Annotated in this window: 18 protein-coding genes; 11 read left to right on the forward strand and 7 right to left on the reverse strand. The window is 73.0% G+C overall.

The features are described 5' to 3' along the window. Position 1: 1 nt before the first annotated feature. Genes tatC through SMD11_RS26595 form a run of 3 tightly spaced genes read left to right on the forward strand, consistent with a single transcriptional unit; the run spans position 2 to position 4,688 of the window. Positions 2–883, forward strand: coding sequence for a twin-arginine translocase subunit TatC (tatC, locus tag SMD11_RS26585; RefSeq protein ID WP_087930747.1), 882 nt, complete (start codon positions 2–4; stop codon positions 881–883). 41 nt (positions 884–924) lie between these two features. After that, positions 925–1,818: a diacylglycerol kinase gene (locus tag SMD11_RS26590; RefSeq protein WP_087928856.1), complete on the forward strand. Its 894-nt coding sequence runs from the start codon at positions 925–927 to the stop codon at positions 1,816–1,818. 44 nt (positions 1,819–1,862) lie between these two features. Next, positions 1,863–4,688 (forward strand): DEAD/DEAH box helicase, encoded by a 2,826-nt coding sequence (locus tag SMD11_RS26595; protein WP_087928857.1) that lies wholly within the window; start codon positions 1,863–1,865, stop codon positions 4,686–4,688. Positions 4,689–4,758: 70 nt separating this feature from the next. Here SMD11_RS26595 and SMD11_RS26600 read toward each other — a convergent pair whose 3' ends face one another. The 3 genes from SMD11_RS26600 to SMD11_RS26610 all read right to left on the reverse strand — a co-directional run bounded on the left by SMD11_RS26600 (position 4,759) and on the right by SMD11_RS26610 (position 7,271). Further along, positions 4,759–5,373 (reverse strand): hypothetical protein, encoded by a 615-nt coding sequence (locus SMD11_RS26600; protein WP_087928858.1) that lies wholly within the window; start codon positions 5,371–5,373, stop codon positions 4,759–4,761. A gap of 38 nt (positions 5,374–5,411) precedes the next feature. Further along, positions 5,412–6,269, reverse strand: a complete 858-nt coding sequence (locus SMD11_RS26605; protein ID WP_087928859.1) for a siderophore-interacting protein — start codon at positions 6,267–6,269, stop codon at positions 5,412–5,414. Positions 6,270–6,347: 78 nt separating this feature from the next. Then, positions 6,348–7,271, reverse strand: coding sequence for a 5'-3' exonuclease (locus SMD11_RS26610; RefSeq protein WP_087928860.1), 924 nt, complete (start codon positions 7,269–7,271; stop codon positions 6,348–6,350). A 251-nt stretch (positions 7,272–7,522) separates the two neighbouring features. Between SMD11_RS26610 and SMD11_RS26615 the strand changes: the two genes are divergently transcribed. From SMD11_RS26615 to SMD11_RS26625, 3 genes are all read left to right on the forward strand, one after another. Then, positions 7,523–8,611: a quaternary amine ABC transporter ATP-binding protein gene (locus tag SMD11_RS26615; protein WP_234366174.1), complete on the forward strand. Its 1,089-nt coding sequence runs from the start codon at positions 7,523–7,525 to the stop codon at positions 8,609–8,611. Continuing rightward, positions 8,604–10,415 (forward strand): ABC transporter permease/substrate binding protein, encoded by a 1,812-nt coding sequence (locus SMD11_RS26620; RefSeq protein WP_087928862.1) that lies wholly within the window; start codon positions 8,604–8,606, stop codon positions 10,413–10,415. Before SMD11_RS26615 ends, SMD11_RS26620 begins: the two co-directional genes overlap by 8 nt. A 97-nt stretch (positions 10,416–10,512) precedes the next feature. Further along, positions 10,513–11,250 (forward strand): helical backbone metal receptor, encoded by a 738-nt coding sequence (locus SMD11_RS26625; RefSeq protein WP_087928863.1) that lies wholly within the window; start codon positions 10,513–10,515, stop codon positions 11,248–11,250. On the opposite strand, the gene SMD11_RS26630 is transcribed toward SMD11_RS26625, so the two are convergent. Next, the gene (locus tag SMD11_RS26630; protein ID WP_087928864.1) at positions 11,177–12,310 is read right to left on the reverse strand and encodes a TDT family transporter; all 1,134 of its coding nucleotides are present in this window, start codon (positions 12,308–12,310) and stop codon (positions 11,177–11,179) included. The two genes, SMD11_RS26625 and SMD11_RS26630, sit on opposite strands and share 74 nt — an antisense overlap. Before the next feature lie 70 nt (positions 12,311–12,380). Here SMD11_RS26630 and SMD11_RS26635 point away from each other — a divergent pair, with 70 nt between their 5' ends. Beyond that, positions 12,381–13,304 (forward strand): LysR family transcriptional regulator, encoded by a 924-nt coding sequence (locus SMD11_RS26635; protein WP_087928865.1) that lies wholly within the window; start codon positions 12,381–12,383, stop codon positions 13,302–13,304. 127 nt (positions 13,305–13,431) lie between these two features. On the opposite strand, the gene SMD11_RS26640 is transcribed toward SMD11_RS26635, so the two are convergent. The 3 genes from SMD11_RS26640 to SMD11_RS26650 form a co-directional block, all read right to left on the reverse strand. Then, positions 13,432–14,139 carry a gamma-glutamyl-gamma-aminobutyrate hydrolase family protein gene (locus tag SMD11_RS26640; protein ID WP_087928866.1) on the reverse strand — a complete coding sequence of 236 codons (708 nt, stop codon included), beginning with the start codon at positions 14,137–14,139 and terminating at the stop codon, positions 13,432–13,434. Positions 14,140–14,171: 32 nt separating this feature from the next. Further along, positions 14,172–15,629: an ethanolamine permease gene (gene eat, locus SMD11_RS26645; protein WP_087928867.1), complete on the reverse strand. Its 1,458-nt coding sequence runs from the start codon at positions 15,627–15,629 to the stop codon at positions 14,172–14,174. Between the two features lie 142 nt (positions 15,630–15,771). After that, entirely contained in the window at positions 15,772–16,500 is a 729-nt protein-coding gene (locus SMD11_RS26650; protein WP_087928868.1) for a FadR/GntR family transcriptional regulator, read from the reverse strand. A 73-nt stretch (positions 16,501–16,573) separates the two neighbouring features. On the opposite strand from SMD11_RS26650, the gene SMD11_RS26655 reads away from it, so the two are divergent. The 4 genes from SMD11_RS26655 (at position 16,574) to SMD11_RS26670 (ending at position 21,451) form a co-directional block, all read left to right on the forward strand. Further along, the gene (locus tag SMD11_RS26655) at positions 16,574–17,941 is read left to right on the forward strand and encodes a glutamine synthetase family protein (protein WP_087928869.1); all 1,368 of its coding nucleotides are present in this window, start codon (positions 16,574–16,576) and stop codon (positions 17,939–17,941) included. Positions 17,942–17,950: 9 nt separating this feature from the next. Continuing rightward, on the forward strand, positions 17,951–19,318 hold the full coding sequence (locus SMD11_RS26660) for an aldehyde dehydrogenase family protein (protein ID WP_087928870.1): 1,368 nt from the start codon (positions 17,951–17,953) through the stop codon (positions 19,316–19,318). Continuing rightward, entirely contained in the window at positions 19,315–20,100 is a 786-nt protein-coding gene (locus SMD11_RS26665; protein WP_087928871.1) for a 3-oxoacyl-ACP reductase, read from the forward strand. The genes SMD11_RS26660 and SMD11_RS26665 overlap by 4 nt, the downstream gene beginning before the upstream one ends. Before the next feature lie 76 nt (positions 20,101–20,176). Next, positions 20,177–21,451, forward strand: coding sequence for a haloacid dehalogenase-like hydrolase (locus SMD11_RS26670; protein ID WP_087928872.1), 1,275 nt, complete (start codon positions 20,177–20,179; stop codon positions 21,449–21,451). Positions 21,452–21,489: the final 38 nt, after the last annotated feature.

A 21,489-nucleotide genomic window follows, 5' to 3' on the forward strand; every position in this document is an offset into this window, starting at 1 on the left:
GATGCCGCTCGCGGAGCACCTGCGGGAACTGCGGAACCGCCTGGCGAAGGCGGTGCTGGCCATCGTCGTGGTCGCACTCCTCGCCGCGTTCTACAACACGCAGCTCATGGACTTCCTGTCCAGCCCCGTTCCCAAGTGCCCCGACCGTGACCTGGCCCAGAGTCACGGCGGCAACTGCGCGGTCCTGACGTTCAACTCCTTGGGAGCGCCGTTCGGGACGGTCGTGAAGGTGTGCCTGCTCGCGGGCGTCACGATCTCCTCCCCGGTCTGGCTCTACCAGCTGTGGGCGTTCCTCGCTCCCGGTCTGCACAAGAACGAGAAGAAGTACACGGTCGCCTTCGTGGCGACGGCCGCTCCCCTCTTCGTCGCGGGCGCCTACCTCGCCTACCTGATCATGCCGACCAGCATGCGGGTGCTGCTCAGCATCACCCCGGAGACCGCGGCCAACACCCTCAGCCTGAACGACATCCTCGACTTCACGGTCCGGATGATCCTGGTCTTCGGCCTGGCCTTCGAGCTGCCGCTGATACTCGTCATGATGAACATGGTCGGCATGGTCACCGGCAAGACCATGGCCACCTGGTGGCGCGGCGTCGTGATGGGCATCTTCGTCTTCGGCGCGATCGCCACGCCCAGCACCGACCCGTTCGGCATGTGCATCCTGGCCGTCCCGATCATCATCCTGTACTTCGGGGCCGTCGGGTTCTCCCTCCTCAACGACAAGCGGCGCGCGCGGAACAACCCCGACGCCCTGCTCGACGACGACGAGGCCGCCCCGCTGGACCTCGCCCCGCAGCCGCTCGGCGACTCCGAGCCGATGCCCGCCCTCACCGACCGGGCCGACCGCGGCGCCCGACGCAACGGCTACGACGACGTCACCTGACCCCGGCCTGACGCCCCGCCGGACCCGATAGGGTCCGGCGGGTGACCAGCGACATCACCCTCTTCGTCAACCCGACGGCAGGCCGCGGCCGGGGCGCGAGCGCCACCCAGCCCGCGGCCCGGGTGCTGCGCGACGCCGGGTTCACCGTCCGTACGGTCCTGGGCGAGAACGCCGCCGACGCCCTGCGCCGGGCCCGGGAAGCGGTCGCCGGGGGCACCGGCGCCCTGATAGCCGTCGGCGGCGACGGAATGACCTCCCTCGCCCTCCAGGCCGTCGCCGGGACCCCGACCCCGCTCGGCGTGGTGGCCGTCGGCACCGGCAACGACTTCGCCCGCGCGGCGGGCCTGCCCGTACGCGACCCGGCGGCCGCCGGGCGGCTGATCGCCGGATCGCTGAAAGGGGACGGCGGCCGCCCCGTCGACCTCGGCCTGGCCGGCGGCACCTACTTCGGCACGGTCCTCGCCTCCGGCTTCGACTCCCGCGTCAACGACCGCGGCAACCGCATGCGCTTCCCCACCGGCCGGCTGCGCTACGACGCGGCGCTGGTCGCGGAGCTGGCCGCCCTGCGGCCCGTCCCCTACCGGATCACCCTCGACGACGGGCCCGAGCTGGCCGTCGAGGCGACGCTCGTCGCCGTCGGCAACGGCACCTCCTACGGCGGCGGCATGCGCATCTGCGCGGGCGCCCGCATGGACGACGGCCTCTTCGACGTCACCGTCGTCGGCGCCTGCCGCCGCACCACCCTGCTCAAGGTCTTCCCCAAGGTGTACCGGGGCACCCACCTCACGCATCCCGCCGTCACGGTCCACCGCGCGGCGAAGGTGACCCTCGCCGCGGACGGCGTCACCGGCTACGCCGACGGCGAGCCGCTCGGCCCGCTGCCGCTCACGGCCCGCACCGTGCCGGGCGCCGTGCGCCTGCTGGGAGCCGCATAAAGATCGGGTGGCTGTCGGAGGTCCCCGGTAGGCTCGTACACAAGATGACCGACGACATGTCCCCTGCTGAGCGCTACGCCCTGTCGAGGGTGCGCGCCGCCGAGCAGGCCACCGCGCTCGCTCCCTTCCGCGAGATGTACGAATTCGAGCTCGACCCCTTCCAGATAGAGGCGTGCAAGGCCCTGGAAGCCGGGAAGGGCGTGCTGGTCGCGGCGCCGACCGGATCCGGCAAGACCATCGTGGGCGAGTTCGCCGTCCACCTGGCCCTCACCCAGGGCCGCAAGTGCTTCTACACCACGCCCATCAAGGCGCTGTCGAACCAGAAGTACAGCGATCTCGTCAAGCGCTACGGCGCCGACAAGGTCGGCCTGCTGACCGGCGACAACAGCGTCAACGCCGACGCCCCGGTGCTCGTGATGACCACCGAGGTCCTGCGCAACATGCTCTACGCCGGCTCCCAGGCGCTGATCGGCCTCGGCCACGTGGTCATGGACGAGGTGCACTACCTCTCCGACCGCTTCCGCGGCGCCGTCTGGGAAGAGGTGATCATCCACCTCCCCGAGTCGGTGACGCTGGTCTCCCTCTCCGCCACCGTCTCCAACGCCGAGGAGTTCGGCGACTGGCTGGACACCGTGCGCGGCGACACCGAGGTGATCGTCTCCGAGCACCGGCCCGTGCCGCTGTGGCAGCACGTCCTGGCCGGCCGCCGGATGTACGACCTCTTCGAGGAGAAGAGCGGCGGGCAGGGCACCCCCGGTACCGGCCGCCGCGAGGTCAACCCCGACCTGGTGCGGCTGGCCCGGATGGAGAACAGCCGGCCCTTCGGCGGCCGGGACAAGCGGCGCGGGAACCTCCGCGAGGCCGACCGCGAGCGCGAGCGGCGCCAGCGCAGCAGGATCTGGACGCCGAGCCGGGTGGAGGTCATCGAGCGGCTCGACGCCGAGGGCCTGCTGCCAGCGATCACCTTCATCTTCAGCCGCGCGGGCTGCGAGGCCGCCGTCCAGCAGTGCATGTACGCGGGCCTGCGGCTCAACGACACCGAGGCCCGCGCGCGGGTCCGGGAGATCGTCGAGGAGCGCACCGCCTCGATCCCCGACGAGGACCTGCACGTCCTCGGCTACTTCGAGTGGCTGGAGGGCCTGGAGCGCGGCATCGCCGCCCACCACGCCGGCATGCTGCCGACCTTCAAGGAGGTCGTGGAGGAGCTCTTCGTCAAGGGCCTGGTCAAGGCCGTCTTCGCCACCGAGACGCTGGCGCTCGGCATCAACATGCCCGCCCGCTCGGTGGTCCTGGAGAAGCTCGTCAAGTGGAACGGCGAGCAGCACGCCGACATCACCCCCGGCGAGTACACCCAGCTGACGGGCCGCGCCGGCCGCCGCGGCATCGACGTCGAGGGCCACGCGGTGGTGCTGTGGCAGCGCGCCATGGACCCGGGCGCCCTCGCGGGCCTGGCGGGCACGCGCACGTACCCGCTGCGCTCCAGCTTCAAGCCGTCGTACAACATGGCGGTCAATCTGGTCTCGCAGTTCGGCCGGCACCGCTCCCGGGAGCTCCTGGAGACCTCCTTCGCGCAGTTCCAGGCCGACAAGTCGGTCGTCGGGATCTCCCGGCAGGTCCAGAAGAACGAGGAGGGCCTGGCGGGCTACCGCGAGGCCGTCACCTGCCACCTCGGCGACTTCGAGGAGTACGCCCGGCTCCGCCGCGAGCTCAAGGACCGCGAGACCGAGCTGGCCAAGCAGGGCGCGACGCAGCGCCGGGCCGCCGCGGCGGCGGCGCTGGAGCGGCTCAAGCCCGGCGACGTCATCCACGTGCCCACGGGCAAGTTCGCCGGCCTGGCCCTGGTCCTCGACCCCGGCCTGCCCGCCGGCCGCACCGACCGGCACCGCCGCCCCGACCCGCAGGACGGGCCGCGCCCGCTGGTGCTCACCGCCGAGCGGCAGGTCAAGCGGCTCGCCGCGATCGACTTCCCGGTCCCGGTCGAGGCCCTGGAGCGGATGCGGATCCCCAAGTCCTTCAACCCCCGCTCCCCGCAGTCCCGCCGCGACCTCGCCTCCGCGCTGCGCACCAAGGCCGGGCACATCGAGCCCGAGCGGCACCGCAAGTCCCGCGCCGCCGCGGCCGACGACACCGAGATCACCCGGCTGCGCACGGCCATCCGCGCACACCCCTGCCACGGCTGCGACGAGCGCGAGGACCACGCCCGCTGGGCCGAGCGCTACCAGCGGCTGCTGCGCGACACCCGGCAGCTGGAGCGGCGCATCGAGGGGCGTACGAACACCATCGCCCGCACCTTCGACCGGATCTGCGCGCTCCTGACCGACCTGGACTACCTCCGGGACGGCGAGGTGACCGAGGACGGCAAGCGGCTCGCGCGGCTCTACGGCGAGCTGGACCTGCTGGCCTCCGAGTGCCTGCGCGAGGGCGTCTGGGACGGCCTCAAGCCGGCCGAGCTCGCGGCCTGCGCCTCCGCGCTGGTCTTCGAGGCGCGGGCGGCCGACGACGCGGCGCCGCCGAAGCTCCCCACGGGCCCGGCGAAGGACGCGCTCGGCGAGATGGTCCGCATCTGGGGCCGGCTCGACGCCCTGGAGGAGGAGCACAAGATCAACCAGGCCGAGGGCGTCGGCCAGCGCGAGCCGGACCTCGGCTTCGCCTGGCCCGCCTTCCGCTGGGCGTCCGGCCACGGCCTGGACGAGGTGCTCCGCGAGATCGAGATGCCCGCCGGCGACTTCGTCCGCTGGTGCAAGCAGCTCATCGACGTCCTCGGCCAGATCGCGGCGGCGGCCCCGGCCGGCAGCCCGGTCGCCCGGAACGCCCGTAAGGCCGTCGACGGCCTGCTGCGCGGTGTCGTCGCGTACTCCTCGGTGGGCTGACGGCTCGTCAGGCATACGGAGAGCCCGTCCCGCGGTGTGCGGGACGGGCTCTTCCGTCATGCGGAGGGTGTCACCAGGAGCGGTCGGCGCCCCTCCTGGCGCGGCGCACCAGGGCGTACGTGCCGAGGGCGGTGAGCGCGGCGGCCACGGCGGCGGACCCGGCGGCCACCCCGATCACGGCGCCGGTGCCCATGCCGTCCCCGTCGTCCTCGTCCTCCAGGGCGGCCTCGCTGGTCTTGTCGACCGCGTCGTCGTAGCTCTTCGGCCCCGCGCAGAAGTCGCGGTTGCCCGGGTCCATCTCCGCCACCACGGTCAGCTCGGCCGTGTCCACCGCCTCGCCCTCGCCCTGGTCCTTCAGGGCCACCGGGTAGGTGCCCGGCGTCACGTCGCAGAGCACCATGCCCGCGCCGTGGGCGTACAGGACGCCGTCCTTGCCCTCCCGGAACCGCTTCGCCTTGAGCGTGACCTTCTTGGCGAAGGCCGGCGACTCGAGCGTCACATAGCCGTTGTTCTCGTCGAGGGTGCCCGGCGTGATCGTGACGGTGAAGGTGGCCTCGCGGCCGCGCTGCGTGGGCGCGGCCCCGGACACCTCCCAGGTGGGGTCCGCGGAGGCGTCGGCGGCAGCCGTGAGGACGAGCGCGGCAGCCGCCACGCTCGCCAGGGATATCCGGGCGCGGGTCGTCATGGGGGCGAGGATATCCACGCCCGCCCGGAACGCGTGGTTCAGGCCGCGGACGGGTCCGCGGCCGCCTCCTGCTCCTGCTCCACCTGCTGGTTCCACTCGCGCTTCGACGCCTGCCAGCCGTCCTCGTCGTGGCCCCGGCGCCAGTAGCCCGAGATCGACAGGCGCTCGCGCGGCACCTCGCGCTCCACCCGCAGATAGCGGCGCAGCTCCTTCACGAAGCCCGCCTCCCCGTGCACGAACGCCTGGACGTCACCGGGCGGGAACTCCAGCGCGCACACGGCCTTCACCAGGGCCTCGCCGACGGGCGCGCCCGCGCGGTGCAGCCAGACGACCTCGACGCCCTCGGGCACGGCCAGCGGCTGCTCCTCGGCGGCGTCCTCGACCTCGACGAACGCGTGCACGGGCACGCCCGCGGGCATCGCCTCCAGCGCGGCGGCGATCGCCGGCAGCGCGCTCTCGTCACCCGCCAGCAGGTGCCAGCCGGCCTCCGGGTCGGGGGCGTAGCCGCCGCCGGGGCCCAGGAAGTACAGCTCGGCGCCCGGCTCGACGGAGGCGGCCCACGGGCCGGCCAGGCCCTCGTCGCCGTGGACGACGAAGTCGATCGCCAGCTCGCGCGCCTCGCGGTCGAAGGAGCGCACGGTGTACGTGCGGGTGCTGGGCCACTGGTCGCGCGGCAGGTCCCGGCGGACGGTCTCCATGTCGAAGGGCTCCGGGTAGCTGACGCCGGGCACCGGGAAGAGGAGCTTCACATAGTGGTCGGTGTGCGCACCCGCCCCGAAGTCGGCGAGACCCTCGCCGCCCAGGACGACCCGCACCATGTGCGGCGACAGCCGCTCGGTGCGCACCACCCGGGCGCGGTTCTGCCGCGGACCCTTCCGTACGGGACGGTCTGCCATGGCTGTCTCCCCTTGACGCTCCGACGAGAACTGAAAAGAAAGTGCTGCCTAACTTAGGCAGCCCTAACTTAACACGGTTCAGTCGGCGAGTACGGTGAGCAGCCGCTGCAACGAGCCGCCCAGCCCCCACCGCCGCGCCAGCTCCTCCAGCGTCATGGGGTCGCGCGGCTCCGCCGGCAGCGCCGCGTCGAACGGCGCCAGCGGGACGTCCGAGGCGACCCGCACCACCTTGGGCGCCACCGCCAGGTACGGGCCCGCCTCCACCAGGCGCTTGCGCTGCGCCGGCGTCATCCTCACCGCCGGGTCGGCCGCCGCCGCGACGATCCCCGCCAGGTCGCCGTGGGCCGCCAGCAGCTTCGCCGCCGTCTTCTCGCCGATGCCCGGTACCCCCGGCAGTCCGTCGCTCGGGTCGCCCCGCAGCAGCGCCAGGTCGGCGTAGCCCGCGCCGTCCACCCCGTACTTCTCCCGCAGCAGCGCCTCGTCGACGACCTGGAGGGTGCCCACACCCTTCAGCGGATACAGCACCCGCACCCCGCGGGCGTCGTCCACCAGCTGATAGAGGTCGCGATCGCCCGTGACGATGTCCACCGGGCCCGCCGCCCGGCCCGCCAGCGTGCCGATCACGTCGTCCGCCTCGTAGCCGGCGGCGCCGACGCGGGCGATGCCGAGCGCGTCGAGGACGTCCTCGATCACCGGCACCTGCGGCGACAGCGTGTCGGGCACCTCCTCCACGAAGCCCGCACCGTCCCCGGGGTCGCCCGGGGGCGCCTCCTCGGCGACCCGGTGCGCCTTGTACGTCGGGATCAGGTCCACCCGCCACTGCGGCCGCCAGTCGAAGTCCATGCAGGCCACCAGGTCGTCCGGGTGGTGGTCCTGGACCAGCCGGGCGATGAAGTCGAGCAGGCCGCGCACCGCGTTCACAGGGGTGCCGTCGGGGGCCCGCACGGTGTCCGGCACCCCGAAATAGGCGCGGAAGTACAGGGAAGCGGTGTCGAGGAGCATCAGGCGTCGCGTCACGGACCGATCATGCCGCATGCCACCGACACCGCCGCACCGGACATGTGAACCACATCACTGTTCCGTTTGCCCGGATTGAACCGGGGCAGGCGCGGCACCGGAGCGGACGCCGTCGCCACTCGGAGAAGCGACGTCGGACCCGCGGACCGATACCGCGCCGCTCCATGTCCCGGTCGCGGGGGACCTCCGGCAGGAGGGCGTCCGGGGCATCGCTGAGTTCGACCCGAGAGGTTTATGTGTCCAGGCTTCAGGCCGAGCACCTGTACAAGGTGTTCGGCACACGACCCCAAGACGGCGTCAGGCGACTCGAGGACGGCGCCGGCCGTGACGAGCTGCGCGCCGACGGCACCACCGCGGCGGTCATCGACGCCTCCTTCGAGGTCGAGGCCGGCCAGATCTTCGTGGTGATGGGTCTCTCCGGATCCGGCAAGTCCACCCTGCTGCGCATGCTGAACGGACTGCTGGAGCCGACCGCCGGACGCGTCCTCTACGACGGGCAGGACCTCACCGCCCTCACCCCCCGCGAGCTGCGCGCCGTGCGCTCGCACCGCATCAGCATGGTCTTCCAGCACTTCGCGCTCTTCCCGCACCGCAGTGTGCTGGAGAACGCCGCCTACGGCCTGGAGGTCCAGGGCGTGGAGCGCCCGGAGCGCGAGCGGCGGGCCGCCGAGGCCCTGGAGCTGGCCGGCCTGAAGGGCTGGGAGACCTCCTGGCCCGACGAGCTGTCCGGCGGCATGCAGCAGCGCGTCGGCCTCGCCCGCGCCCTGGCCACCGACGCCGACCTGCTGCTGATGGACGAGTCCTTCAGCGCCCTCGACCCGCTGATCCGCCGCGACATGCAGGACCAGCTGCTGGACCTCCAGACGCGGCTGAAGAAGACCATCGTCTTCATCACCCACGACCTCAACGAGGCCATGCGCCTCGGCGACCGGATCGCCGTGATGCGTGACGGCCGGATCGTGCAGAACGGCACCGCCGAGGACATCCTCATGCGCCCCGCCAACGACTACGTCGCCTCCTTCATCCAGGACGTGGACCGCTCCCGGGTGCTCACCGCCGGAGCGATCATGGACACCGCGGGCGGTGACCGCGGCGCGGCCGAGGTGCTGGCCGCCGCGCCCGCCACCGTCGGCGCCGCGACCCCCGTCGCCGAGCTGTTCGCCCCCTTCGCCCGCGGCGGCGGCGCCCCCGTCGCCGTCACCGACGAGCACGGCGAGCTGGCCGGCGTCGTCACCCGCGACCGGCTGCTCGCGGCCCTCGGCGAGGAGCCGGTGACCGCCGCACCCGCCGGTGCCCGCGAGGCGGAGGTGACCGCCCATGCCTAGGATCCACTTCGGCCAGTGGGTCGAGTCCGCCGTGAGCTGGCTCCAGACCCACCTCGACTGGCTGTTCGACATCATCAACACCGTGCTGAGCGGGGCGTACGACGGTGTCGTCGCCGTGCTCGGCGCCCCCCACCCGCTGCTGATGGCCGGCATCCTCGCCGTCGTCGCCTGGTGGCTGCGCGGGCTGCTGCCCGCCGTCCTCACCTACGCCGGGCTCGCGCTCGTCGACTCCTTCGGACTGTGGGACGAGGCGATGGCGACGCTCTCGCTCGTCCTCGTCGCGAGCGTGCTCACGCTGCTGATGGCGGTGCCGCTCGGCATCTGGGCGGCGCGCAACCGCACCGTCAGCGGGGTGCTGCGGCCCGTCCTGGACGTCATGCAGACGATGCCCGCCTTCGTCTACCTCATCCCCGGCGTGATGTTCTTCTCGATCGGCCCCCTGCCGGGCCTGATCGCCACCGTCGTCTTCTCGATGCCGCCGGGCGTCCGGATGACCGAACTCGGCATCCGCCAGGTCGACGGCGAGCTCGTCGAGGCCGCGCGCGCCTTCGGCACCACCCCGCGTGACACCCTCACCCGCGTCCAGCTGCCGCTGGCCCTGCCCACCATCATGGCGGGCGTCAACCAGGTCATCATGCTGGCCCTGTCGATGGTCGTCATCGCGGGCATGGCCGGTGCCGGCGGTCTCGGCGAGGCCGTCTACGCGGCCGTCACCCAGGTCGACATCGGCGGCGGCGTCGAGAGCGGTCTGGCCGTCGTCATCCTCGCCATCTACCTGGACCGGATGACCGGCGCCCTCAACCAGCAGGTCTCCCCGCTCGGCCGGCGCTCCCTGGCCAAGGCGGCCGCCGCCGCGCGCGGCTCCGTCTCCGCCACCTTCCTGCGCTACCGCCCCGGCGCGGCCGTCGCCGCCGTCGGCGTCGTCGTCCTCGCGCTCGTCGCGGGCGGGATGAACCTCGCCGGGACCGGCGACAAGCAGACCGTCGCGGCGGGCAAGGACGTCGGGAACGGCAAGAAGATCAAGCTCGGCTACTTCCCCTGGGACGAGGCCGTGGCCACCACCTACCTGTGGCAGAACATCCTGGAGGACCGCGGCTTCTCCCCGGAGGTCAAGCAGCTCGACCCCGGACCGCTCTACACCGCGCTCGCCCAGGGCCAGATGGACGTGCAGTTCGACTCCTGGCTGCCCACCACGCACAAGCGGTACATGGACGTCTACCGCGACCGGCTCACCGACCTCGGCGCCTGGTACGGGCCGACGTCCCTGGAGCTGACCGTCCCGTCCTACGTGAAGGACGTCGACTCCATCGAGGACCTCAAGGGCAAGGCCGGCGAGTTCGGCGGGAAGATCGTCGGCATCGAGTCCAGCGCCGGCAACATGGGCACGCTCAACGGCAAGGTGCTCAAGGAGTACGGCCTCGACGGCGAGTACAAGGTCGTCTCGTCCACCACCTCCACGATGCTGGCCGAGCTGGACCGCGCGTACAAGAAGAAGGAGCCCGTCGTCGTCCCGCTGTGGACCCCGCACTGGGCCTACGCCAAGTACGACCTGAAGAAGCTCAAGGACCCGAAGGGCGCCTGGGGCACCGGCGAGAAGATCCACACGGTGGCGAAGAAGAACTTCGCCGAGGACTTCCCGAAGGTCACCGGCTGGCTGAAGAACTTCCGCATGAGCGAGAAGGAGCTGGCCTCGCTGGAGGCCGAGATCCAGGCCGGCGGCAAGGGCAAGGAGAAGGAGTCGGCACGGCGCTGGCTCGACGGGCACAAGGGGTTCGCCGACCGGCTGGCGCCGGTGGGGGCGTAACTCCCCCTCCGCCCGGGGCTCCGGCCCCGGGCCCCTGTCCTCGATCGCCGTACGGGCCACCCGGCCCGTACGGCGATTTCGCGTCTACCGTGGCCGCATGGCCTTCCGCAGCGTACGGCGCGTCGTCTCCCTCGTCCCCTCCCTCACCGAGGCCGTGGCCGCCACCGAACCCGGTCTCCTGGTGGGCGCCACCGACTGGTGCGACCACCCCGCCGGGCTGGGCGTCACCCGCGTCGGCGGCACCAAGAACCCCGACCCGGCGCGGATCGCCGCCCTCGCGCCCGACCTCGTCCTCGCCAACGAGGAGGAGAACCGGGCGCCCGACCTGGCCGCGCTGCGCGCCGCCGGGCTGGAGGTGCTGGTGACCGAGGTGCGCACGCTCGGGCAGGCGTTCGCCGAGCTGGAGCGGGTGCTGGTGGCCGGCTGCGGGCTGGCCCGGCCCGGCTGGCTCGCGGACGCCGAGGACGCCTGGCGGGACGTACGGGCCGGGGAACCCCCGGTGCGGGCCGTGGTGCCGATCTGGCGGCGGCCCTGGATGGTCCTCGGCCGGGACACCTTCGCGGGCGACGTGCTCGCCCGGCTCGGCGTCGTCACCGCGCACGCCGGCCACGCCGAGCGCTATCCGCGCGTGCCGATCGACGAGCTGAACGCGTGCGGGGCCCGCCTGGCGGTGTTGCCGGACGAGCCCTACCGCTTCACGCGCGACGACGGCCCGGAGGCGTTCCCCGGGCTGCCGTGCGCGCTCGTCAGCGGCCGTCACCTCACGTGGTACGGACCGTCGCTCGCGGAAGCACCGACGGTGCTGGGCGCGGCGCTTCGAGCAGCCGGCCACTGACCAGCCCGCGCAGCGTACGGGTCGCCGCCACCGCCCAGGCCACCACCAGCAGCGCGTACAGCCCGGTGGCCAGGCCGGTGAAGGCCGGCAGCCCGGTGTGCCGGGCCAGGCCCGCGGCGCCGGTGACACAGGTGCCGAGGGGGAAGGTGAACGCCCACCAGGTCATCGCGAAGCCCATGCCCTGCCGGAAGGCGCGCACCACCATGGCGGTGGCCAGCGCCAGCCACAGCAGCGCGAAACCGATCACCGGGACGCCGTACAGCACGGCGAAGGCCGCCATCGCGGGCGCGTACGGGGCCGCCACGGCGCCCTGCGCGGCGTCGGCGAGGTTGTTCACGGCGGTGGTGGACTGGCCCAGCGGGCCGAGGACGAGGAAGAGGGTCGGGGTCAGCGCCAGCGGCAGCGGACCGTGGTGCACGAGCCGGGAGAAGACGGCCGGCAGGATCACCAGGGTGGCCAGCAGGCTCATCCCGAACAGCGCGTAGCAGCCGAACACCATCGCCGACCGCCACTCACCGGCCGGCAGGTGCGGCACCAGCGCCGGGCCCAGCGCGGCGGAGACCATGGGCGCGACCACGGGCAGCAGCCACACGGGGGAGGCGCCGTCGGCCGCCACCTTGTGCCGGGTGACCATAAGGTACGGGATCGCCGCCGCGGCACCCAGCCCGATCACGGTGCCGGCCACCCACAGCACGGCGTCGGCCGCCACGGCGGTCCGTTCGCCGATCACGCCCGACCCCACGGAGAGGGTCGCTCCGCCGACCGCCATCAGCGCCATCGCCAGACAGCCGTAGAAGGGCGCGACGGCCGGGTCGGCCAGATGCCGCCGGGCCTGGTCAGGGTGGCGGGCCCAGTGCGTGGCCCGCGCCCCGAGCAGGACGAGCAGGGCGAGCGCGGCCAGCGCCCACACCGCCTCGTACGCGTCGCGGAGGAGCGGCGAGTGCGCGGGCAGCGCGGCGCCGGCGCTCGCGACGATCGCGGTGCCCATGACGGTCGCGTACCAGTTGGGCCCGAGGTGGCGGACGCCCGGGCGGGGGCGGGTGGCGTGGATCGTGCTCATGCCTCCACGGTCGCCGCCCGGGCGCCCGGGCGGCAGGGGTCATGGGCCTATGAGGGCATAAGCTGGATTTATGACCGAGGACTGGCGGACCCCGCTCGCGCACCGGGTGCCCGACCTCGGCGCGCTGGAGCTGCTGCTCGCCGTGGCACGGCTGGGCAGCCTGGGACGGGCGGCGCGGGAGCTCGGCATCACCCAGCCGGCGGCCAGCGGCCGGCTGCGGAGCATGGAGACGCTGCTGGGCGTCGCGCTCGTCGAACGGTCGCCCCGCGGGTCGCGGCTGACCGACGCCGGGGTGCTCGTCACGGACTGGGCCCGCCGGGTCGTGGAGGCCGCCGAGGCCTTCGACGCCGGGGCGCAGGCGCTGCGGACCCGGCGGGACTCCCGGCTGCGGGTCGCGGCCAGCATGACCATCGCGGAGTACCTGCTGCCCGGCTGGCTGATCGCGCTGCGCGGGCTGCGGCCGGACACGGCCGTGTCGCTGAGCGCCGGGAACTCCGCGGCCGTCGCCGACCGGCTGCGCGCGGGCGAGGCCGACCTCGGCTTCGTGGAGGGCCTGGAGCTGCCGGCCGGCCTGGACGGCGCGGCCATCGGCCACGACCGGCTGGTCGTCGTGGTCGCCCCGGGACACCTCTGGGCCCGCCGCCGCGGCCCGCTGTCCGCGTCCGAGCTGGCGGACACCCCGCTGATCCTCCGCGAGCGGGGCTCGGGCACCCGGCAGGTCCTGGACGCGGCCCTCGCCGCGCACGGCGGCGCCGCGCCGCCGCTGCTGGAGCTCGCGTCGACGACAGCGGCGAAGGGGGCGGCGGTGAGCGGGGCGGGGCCGTCGGTGCTGAGCGAGCTGGCGGTGGGGGAGGAACTGGGGGTGCGGCGGCTGGTGGCGGTGCCGCTCGCCTTCGCGCTGCGGCGGGAGTTGCGGGCGGTGTGGCCGGTGGGGCAGCGGCCTTCGGGGCCGGCGCGGGATCTGCTGGGGCTGACGCGCGGGCCTGCCGGCTGACCGCCGCCGCGGGCCTTTCCCCAGCCCCGCCCCTTCCCGAAACCGGGGAGGTCCCCGGGCCCCCTTCCGCGCTACCGCGCGGTGTCCTCAAACGCCGGACGGGCTGGATCAGGGGGCCCGTCGTGGGTCAGCCGCCGCTCGCCGCCCTCACCAGTCCCTCCATCAGCCGCCCGTCCTCCCGTGCCTCCGGGTGCCACTGCACCCCCACCGCGAACCGTTCCCCCACGTACTCCAGGGCCTCCACCGTGCCGTCCTCCGCGTACGCCGTCGGGATCAGGCCCTCGCCCAGCCGGTCCACCGACTGGTGGTGGTGGGTGGCCACCTGGACCGCCTCGGGCAGCAGCCTGCCGGTGAGGGTGTCCGGGACCGGCTTGATCAGGTGGTCGGTGAAGGTGCCCACCTTGGGGTTGTGGCCGTCGTGGCCCACCTCGTCCGGCAGGTGCTGGCAGAGCGTGCCGCCCGCGTGGATGTTCATCAGCTGCATGCCGCGGCAGATGCCGAGCACCGGGGTGCCGCGCCGCAGGGCGGCGTCCAGCAGCGCCCTCTCCCAGCGGTCGCGCTCGGGGACCGGCTTCCCGGTGCGGGGGTGCGGGCTCTGGCCGTAGAGCGCCGGGTCCAGGTCCTCGCCGCCCGCGAGGACCAGGCCGTCGACCCGCCGGAGCACCGCCTCGGCGGCGGCCGGCTCGTCCGGCGGCAGCAGGACGGCCAGGCCGCCCGCCCGCTGCGCGTACCGGGGGTAGGTGGCGTGTACCAGGGCCGCCGGCGCGTCCCACGCCACTCCCCAGCGGGCCTGGGCGAAGTAGGTGGTGAAGCCGATCAGCGGCTGCGTGCTCATGTGCGTGATGTCCTTCCTGGAGCGGGTTCTTGTCATTCGCGGGTCAGTTCGGCCTCCGCGGCGGCGAGTGCGGCGAACTCCTCCTCGGGCGCGCTCGCCACCAGCCGGTGCCGGCTGTAGAAGCCGAAGTAGCAGGCGGCGAGGGCGTACACGCCCAGGGCGATGAACGCGGCGGTGACGTCCACCAGGAACGTCGCCGCGAGCGCCGCGCAGGCCAGTACGAGCGCCACGGCCGAGGTCAGCACGCCGCCGGGGGTGCGGTACGGGCGGGGCAGGTGCGGTTCGCGCCGGCGCAGCACGATGTGGGAGAGCGACATCAGCGCGTACGAGATGGTGGCGCCGAACACCGCCACGTTCAGCATCCGCGCGCCGTCGCCGGTCGCCGCCGCCAGGGCGAAGCCGAGCGCGCCGGGCACCAGCAGCCCGAGGTAGGGCGCCTTGCGGCGGCTGGTGAGGGAGAGGAAGCGGGGGAGGTAGCCGGCCCGGGAGAGCGCGAACAGCTGCCGGGACCCGGCGTAGATGAGGGAGAAGAAGGACGCCACCAGGCCGGCCAGGCCCGCGTAGTTGACGATCCGGCCGAGCGTGGTGGGCCGGCCGTCGCTCTGGAGGGCGGCGACGAGGGGGTTGCCCGCGTCCTTCATGGCGTCCGCGCCGCCGGCGCCGGTGGCGGCGAGGAAGGTCAGCAGGGCGAGCAGGAGCAGGATGCCCATGGAGGTGGCCATGGCCTTCGGCAGGGTCCGCGCCGGGTCCCTGGTCTCCTCCGCCGCCAGCGGCACGCCCTCGACGCCGAGGAAGAACCACATGCCGAACGGGAACGAGGCCCAGATGCCCAGCAGCCCGAACGGCAGCCACGACGAGGCGCCGAAGGCGTCCCGGTCGACCGGGATGTCGTGCAGCCGGCCCACCTCGAAGTCGGTGAACGCCCCGGCCGCGAAGATCAGCAGCGCGGCGACCGCGACCCCGGTCACCACGAAGCTGAACCGCAGCGCCTCACCCACGCCCCACAGGTGGATGCCGATGAATATGACGAAGCAGGCCAGGTGGACAGGCCAGGACGAGGTCAGCCCGAACAGGCCGAGCGACTCGACGTAGTCACCGATGAAGAGCGAGATCGCCGCGGGGGCCAGGACGTACTCGATGAGGATCGCGGTGCCGGTGAGGAAGCCGCCCCAGGTGCCGAGGGCCCGGCGCGCGAAGCCGTAGCCGCCGCCCGCCGTGGGCAGTACGGAGGCCATCTCGGCGAGCGCGAAGACCATACAGGTGTACATCAGCCCCATCAGCACCGCGGCGACGGCGAGCCCGCCGAAACCCCCGTGCGCCAGGCCGAAGTTCCAGCCGGAGAAGTCGCCGGAGACGACGTACGCCACCCCGAGGCCGGTGAGCAGCAGGGGGCCCGCGCTGCCCCGCCGCAGGGTCCGCTTCTCCAGATAGGCGTCCTCGGGGGAGCGTGGCGTGGGCGGTGCGTCGGGGATCTCCGTACGGTCGGGCATGGGGCCGCTCCTGCCTCGCGAGGGGTAAAGGTTGTGCGGCATACCTTTGCCAGGCGGATGTGGCCGAAGCAACCCTCTTGCGTAAAAGACCTGTTACTTGTGACCTCCGCCCGCGCACAGCCCGTTCCCGCACCGCGCCCGGCTACGAGAGGAAGCCCCGCAGGAGCGCCGCCGTCCCCGAGCAGTGCTCGCGCATGACCTCGCGCGCGGTGCTCGCGTCCCCGGCCAGCACCGCCCCCACCAGCGAGGTGTGCTGCGCCTGTGAATGTTCCAAGTTACGCACGAGCAGGGGGATGCAGTCCAGTAGATCGTTCACCGTGGCCCGAACGGCGGCGTACTGCGTGGTGAGCGTGGGCGAGCCGGCGAGCTCCATCAGCGTCAGGTGGAACCGGGTGTCCACCCGGCGGTATTCGGCCAGTGGAGCGTCGTGCGTGGCGTCCAGCGCGGCCCGCAGCCGGGCCGCGCCCTCCTCGTCCAGACCGTGCGCCGCGCACAGCCCGGCCGCGCCGACCTCCAGCACCTCGCGGAAGCGGAGGGTGTCCTCCACGTCCACCTCCGCGACCCTGCGCCGCAGTTCGTCCGTGCCCGCCGCGGCCGCCGTCGTACGGGCGCACACGAACGTGCCGCCGTAGCGGCCCCGCCTGCTCTCCACCAGGCCCTGGTCCTGGAGCACCTTGAGCACCTCGCGCAGCGTCACCCGGCTTATCCGCAGCAGCCCGGCCAATTCCCGCTCGGCCGGCAGCCGTTCCCCGGCCGGCACCAGGCCGAGGCGGACGATCTGGAGTATTTGCTCCAGTGCCTCCTCGAAGCCGCTGCCCACGCGGACCGGTCGCAGCACCGGCGCCAGCCGGTCCGTCGAACTCCCGTCCATCGGGACCCCTTCCCAATCAATGGTCTACGGGCCTACCTTAAGACCTCCGGTCACACCGACAGGAGGCTTCACTGTGGCAGACCGCACGCCCCCGCTCAGCGTCGACGAGCTCCGCGCTCTGGTCGACAGCGGGGAGATCGACACTGTCGTCCTCGCCTTCACCGACATGCAGGGCAGGCTCCAGGGAAAGCGGTTCGCCGCCAGGTTCTTCCTCGACGACGCGCTCGAACACGGCACGGAGGGCTGCAACTACCTCCTCGCCGTGGACACCGACATGAACACCGTCGACGGCTACGCCATGTCGTCCTGGGAGCGCGGCTACGGCGACTTCGCCATGCGCCCCGACCTCGGCACGCTGCGCCGCACCCCCTGGAACCCCGGCACCGCCCTCGTCACCGCCGACCTCGCCTGGCACGACGGCAGCCCCGTCCTCGCCTCGCCCCGGCAGATACTCCGGCGCCAGCTCGACCGCCTCGCCGAGCGCGGCTGGAGCGCCTACGCCGGCACCGAGCTGGAGTTCATGGTCTTCAAGGACACCTATGAGGACGCCTGGAACCGCGGCTACCGCGGCATGACCCCGGCCAACCAGTACAACGTGGACTACTCCGTCCTCGGCACCGGCCGCGTCGAACCCCTGCTGCGCCGCATCCGCAACGAGATGGGCGCCGCCGGCATGACCGTCGAGTCCGCCAAGGGCGAGTGCAACCTCGGCCAGCACGAGATCGCCTTCCGCTACGACGAGGCGCTGATCACCTGCGACCAGCACTCCGTCTACAAGACGGGAGCCAAGGAGATCGCCGCCCAGGAGGGCTCGGCGCTCACCTTCATGGCCAAGTACGACGAGCGCGAGGGCAACTCCTGCCACATCCACCTCTCGCTGCGCGACGAGGCCGGCCGGCCCGTCCTCGCCGACGACGAGGGCCCGTACGGCATGTCGAAGACCATGCGGCACTTCCTCGCCGGACAGCTCGCCGCCCTGCGCGACTTCACCCTCCTCTACGCCCCGAACATCAACTCCTACAAGCGGTTCCGGCCGGGCTCCTTCGCCCCCACCGCCGTCGCCTGGGGACCCGACAACCGCACCTGCGCCCTACGCGTCGTCGGCCACGGCCACGCCCACCGCTTCGAGAACCGCCTGCCCGGCGGCGACGTGAACCCCTACCTCGCCGTCGCCGGCATGGTCGCCGCGGGCCTGTACGGCGTCGAGCACGAGCTGGAACTGCCCGAGGCCTGCACCGGCAACGCCTACACCGGCGACGCCGCGCACGTGCCGGCGACCCTGCGCGAGGCCGCCGCCCTGTGGGAGGCCAGCCCCATAGCCCGCGCCGCCTTCGGCGACGAGGTCGTGGAGCACTACCTCCACATGGCGCGCGTCGAGCAGGAGGCGTACGACACCGCCGTCACGGACTGGGAGCGCTTCCGCTCCTTCGAGCGCATGTAAGGGAACGACTTGTACGAGCACCACATCGTCAACCCGGCGACCGAGGAGCACCTCGCCACCGTCCCGGACGCCACCCCGCGGGACGTCGACGCCGCCGTCGCGCGCGCCGCCGTCGCGCAGCGGGCCTGGGCGGCCCTCGCCCCCGGCGACCGGGCCCGGCAGCTGCGCCGCTTCGCCGCCGCCGTCGACGCGCACCTGGAGGAGCTGGCCCTGCTGGAGGTCGCCGAGGCCGGCCACCCCCTCGGCAACGCCCGCTGGGAGGCCGGCAACGTCCGCGACCTCCTGGACTACGCCGCCGGGGGAGCGGAGCGGCTCAACGGCGCCCAGATCCCCGTCGCCGGCGGGCTGAACGTCACCTTCCACGAACCCCTCGGCGTCATCGCCGTCATCGCCCCGTGGAACTTCCCGCTGCCCATCGCCGGCTGGGGCCTCGCCCCCGCCCTCGCCTCGGGCAACGCCGTCCTCCTCAAGCCCGCCGAGACCACCCCGCTCACCGCCCTCCGGCTGGCCGAGCTCGCCCTGGCCGCCGGGCTGCCCGAGGGCCTCTTCCAGGTCCTGCCCGGCGCCGGCCCCGTCGTGGGCGGCGCGCTCGTCGAGCACCCCGGCGTCGCCAAGGTCGTCTTCACCGGCTCCACCGCCGTCGGCAAGCAGATCATGGCGAGCTGCGCCGAGCGGGTGAAGCGGGTGACCCTCGAACTCGGCGGCAAGAGCCCCAACATCGTCTTCGCCGACGCCGACATCGAGGCCGCCGCCGCTGCCGCCCCCGGCTCCTTCCTCGACAACACCGGACAGGACTGCTGCGCCCGCAGCCGCATCCTCGTCCAGCGCGACGTGTACGACCGCTTCATGGAGCTCCTGGAACCGGCCGTCAAGGCCTTCGTGGTCGGCGACCCCACCGACCCGGCCACTCAGATGGGCCCGCTGATCTCCGCCGCGCACCGCGAGCGCGTACGGTCCTACGTCCCCGAGTCCGCCCCCGCCGCCATCCGCGGCGAGGCCCCGGCCGGCAAGGGCTTCTGGTACCCGGCGACCGTCCTGGAGGGCACCCCGGACGACCGCGTCGCCACCGAGGAGATCTTCGGGCCGATCGCCGTCGTCATCCCCTTCGAGGACGAGGCGGACGCGGTGCGCATCGCCGACGCCACCGACTACGGCCTCTCCGGCTCGATCTGGACCCGCGACGTCGGCCGCGCCCTGCGCGTCTCCCGCGCCGTCTCCGCGGGCAACCTCTCCGTCAACTCCCACAGCAGCGTCCGCTACTGGACCCCGTTCGGCGGCTTCAAGCAGTCCGGCCTCGGCCGCGAACTGGGACCCGACGCGCTGACCGCCTTCACCGACACCAAGAACGTGTTCATCAGCACAGAGGAGCGCAAGTGACCGACCAGACCCCCGTGTGCCGCCGACTCGTCGGCCGTACCGCCGTCATCACGGGTGCCGGCAGCGGCATCGGCCTGGCCACCGCCCGGCGCCTCGCCTCCGAGGGCGCGAACGTCGTCTGCGCCGACATCGACGACAAGGCCGGCAAGGCCGCCGCCGAAGAGGTCGGCGGGCTCTTCGTCCAGGTCGACGTCACCGACCCCGAGCAGGTCGAGGCGCTCTTCAAGACCGCCTTCGACACCTACGGCTCCGTCGACGTCGCCTTCAACAACGCGGGCATCTCCCCGCCGGACGACGACTCCATCCTCACCACCGGCCTCGACGCCTGGAAGCGCGTCCAGGAGGTCAACCTCACCTCGGTCTACCTCTGCTGCAAGGCTGCGCTGCCCTACATGCGGCGCCAGGGCAAGGGCTCCATCATCAACACCGCCTCCTTCGTCGCCGTGATGGGCGCCGCCACCTCGCAGATCAGCTACACCGCCTCCAAGGGCGGCGTCCTCGCCATGTCCCGCGAGCTCGGCGTGCAGTTCGCCCGCGAGGGCATCCGCGTCAACGCCCTCTGCCCCGGGCCGGTGAACACCCCGCTGCTCAAGGAGCTCTTCGCCAAGGACCCGGAGCGCGCCGCCCGCCGCCTGGTGCACGTGCCCGTCGGCCGGTTCGCCGAGCCCGAGGAGATGGCCGCCGCCGTCGCCTTCCTCGCCAGCGACGACTCCTCCTTCGTCAACGCCGCTGAGTTCCTCGTCGACGGTGGCATCGCGGGCGCCTATGTGACCCCTGTGTAAGGTCCATGATCAAGCGCCGGGGCGGGCCACCCGCCGGCCCCGGCGTGTCCTGCCCCCCTCGCACGTAAGAGAACGCATGCGCAAGAAGCCCGCCATCGTCGTCGGCCTCCTGGCCGCCGCGGCCCTCGCCACCACGGTCCCCGCCACCGCCGCCCCGGCCCATGACCCGGCCCGCGCGTCCCGCGCGAAGTGCCCCCAGCTCGACAAGAGCCTCACCTGGGCCGGTGACAACCGCGCCAAGCTCCAGAAGATGATCGACGAGCGGGGCACCTGCTCCGGCAAGGGCGGCCCCCGCCCCGTCGCCGCCTTCGACTGGGACAACACCGTCGTCAAGAACGACATCACGGACGCCACGCTCGCCTGGGCCCTCAAGCACGACAAGATCCTCCGGCCCAAGAGCTGGCGGGACACCAGTGCCTGGCTCACCCCGGCCGCCGACAAGGCCCTCACCAAGGCCTGCGGCACCGAGGTGCGCGCCGGCCGGCCGCTGCCCACCTCGAAGAACGCCGCCTGCGCCGACGAGATCTTCGAGATCCGCGAGAAGTCGCAGACCATGGCGGGCGAGGCCGCCTTCGCGGGTGACTGGAACCACCGCCGCACCGTGCCCGCCTACGCCTGGATCCCCCAGCTCTTCGCCGGCCGCACCCCGGACCAGCTCACCTCCTTCGCCAAGAAGGCGCGCGCCGAGCAGCTCGCCGCGCCGGTCGGTACCAAGCAGACCGTCGGCACCCACACCCTGGCCGGCTACGTCCGCTACTACGACCAGCAGAAGGACCTGATCCGCACGCTCAAGGCGGCCGGCTTCGACGTCTACATCGTCTCCGCCTCCTCCGAGCCCATCGCCGAGGCCTGGTCCAGCGGCGTCGGCCTCGACCGCGAGCACACCATCGGCATCCGCAGCGTCACCGAGCACGGCCGCCTCACCACCCAGATCAAGGGCTGCGGCGGCGTCGAGACCGGCCGGGGCGACGCGCTGCCCTACATGGACGGCAAGCGCTGCATGATCAACCAGGAGATCTTCAAGATCAAGGGCGCCAAGGCCTGGCAGAAGCAGGACTTCGCGCACCGCATCGCCCTCGGCGCGGGCGACGCGGACACCGACGTCACGTTCGTGAACGACGCCACCGGCGCGCACGTGGCCATCAACCGCAACAAGTCCGAGCTGATGTGCCGCGCCTTCGACGACGCGGACGGCCGCTGGGTCGCCAACCCGATGTTCATCGAGCCGATGCCGCGCAAGTCCGGCGCGTACCCGTGCGCCACGACGGGCGCCACGGCCGAGGACGGCTCGAAGATGCCGGTCCGGCGCGCCGACGGCTCGGTCATCCCGGACCAGCTCGACCGGGTCTGAGCCCGGTACGGGAGCCGGCGGGCATCGGTGCCGCCGGC

Origin of the sequence: Streptomyces albireticuli, from assembly GCF_002192455.1 — a bacterium.
Lineage (GTDB): Bacteria > Actinomycetota > Actinomycetes > Streptomycetales > Streptomycetaceae > Streptomyces > Streptomyces albireticuli_B.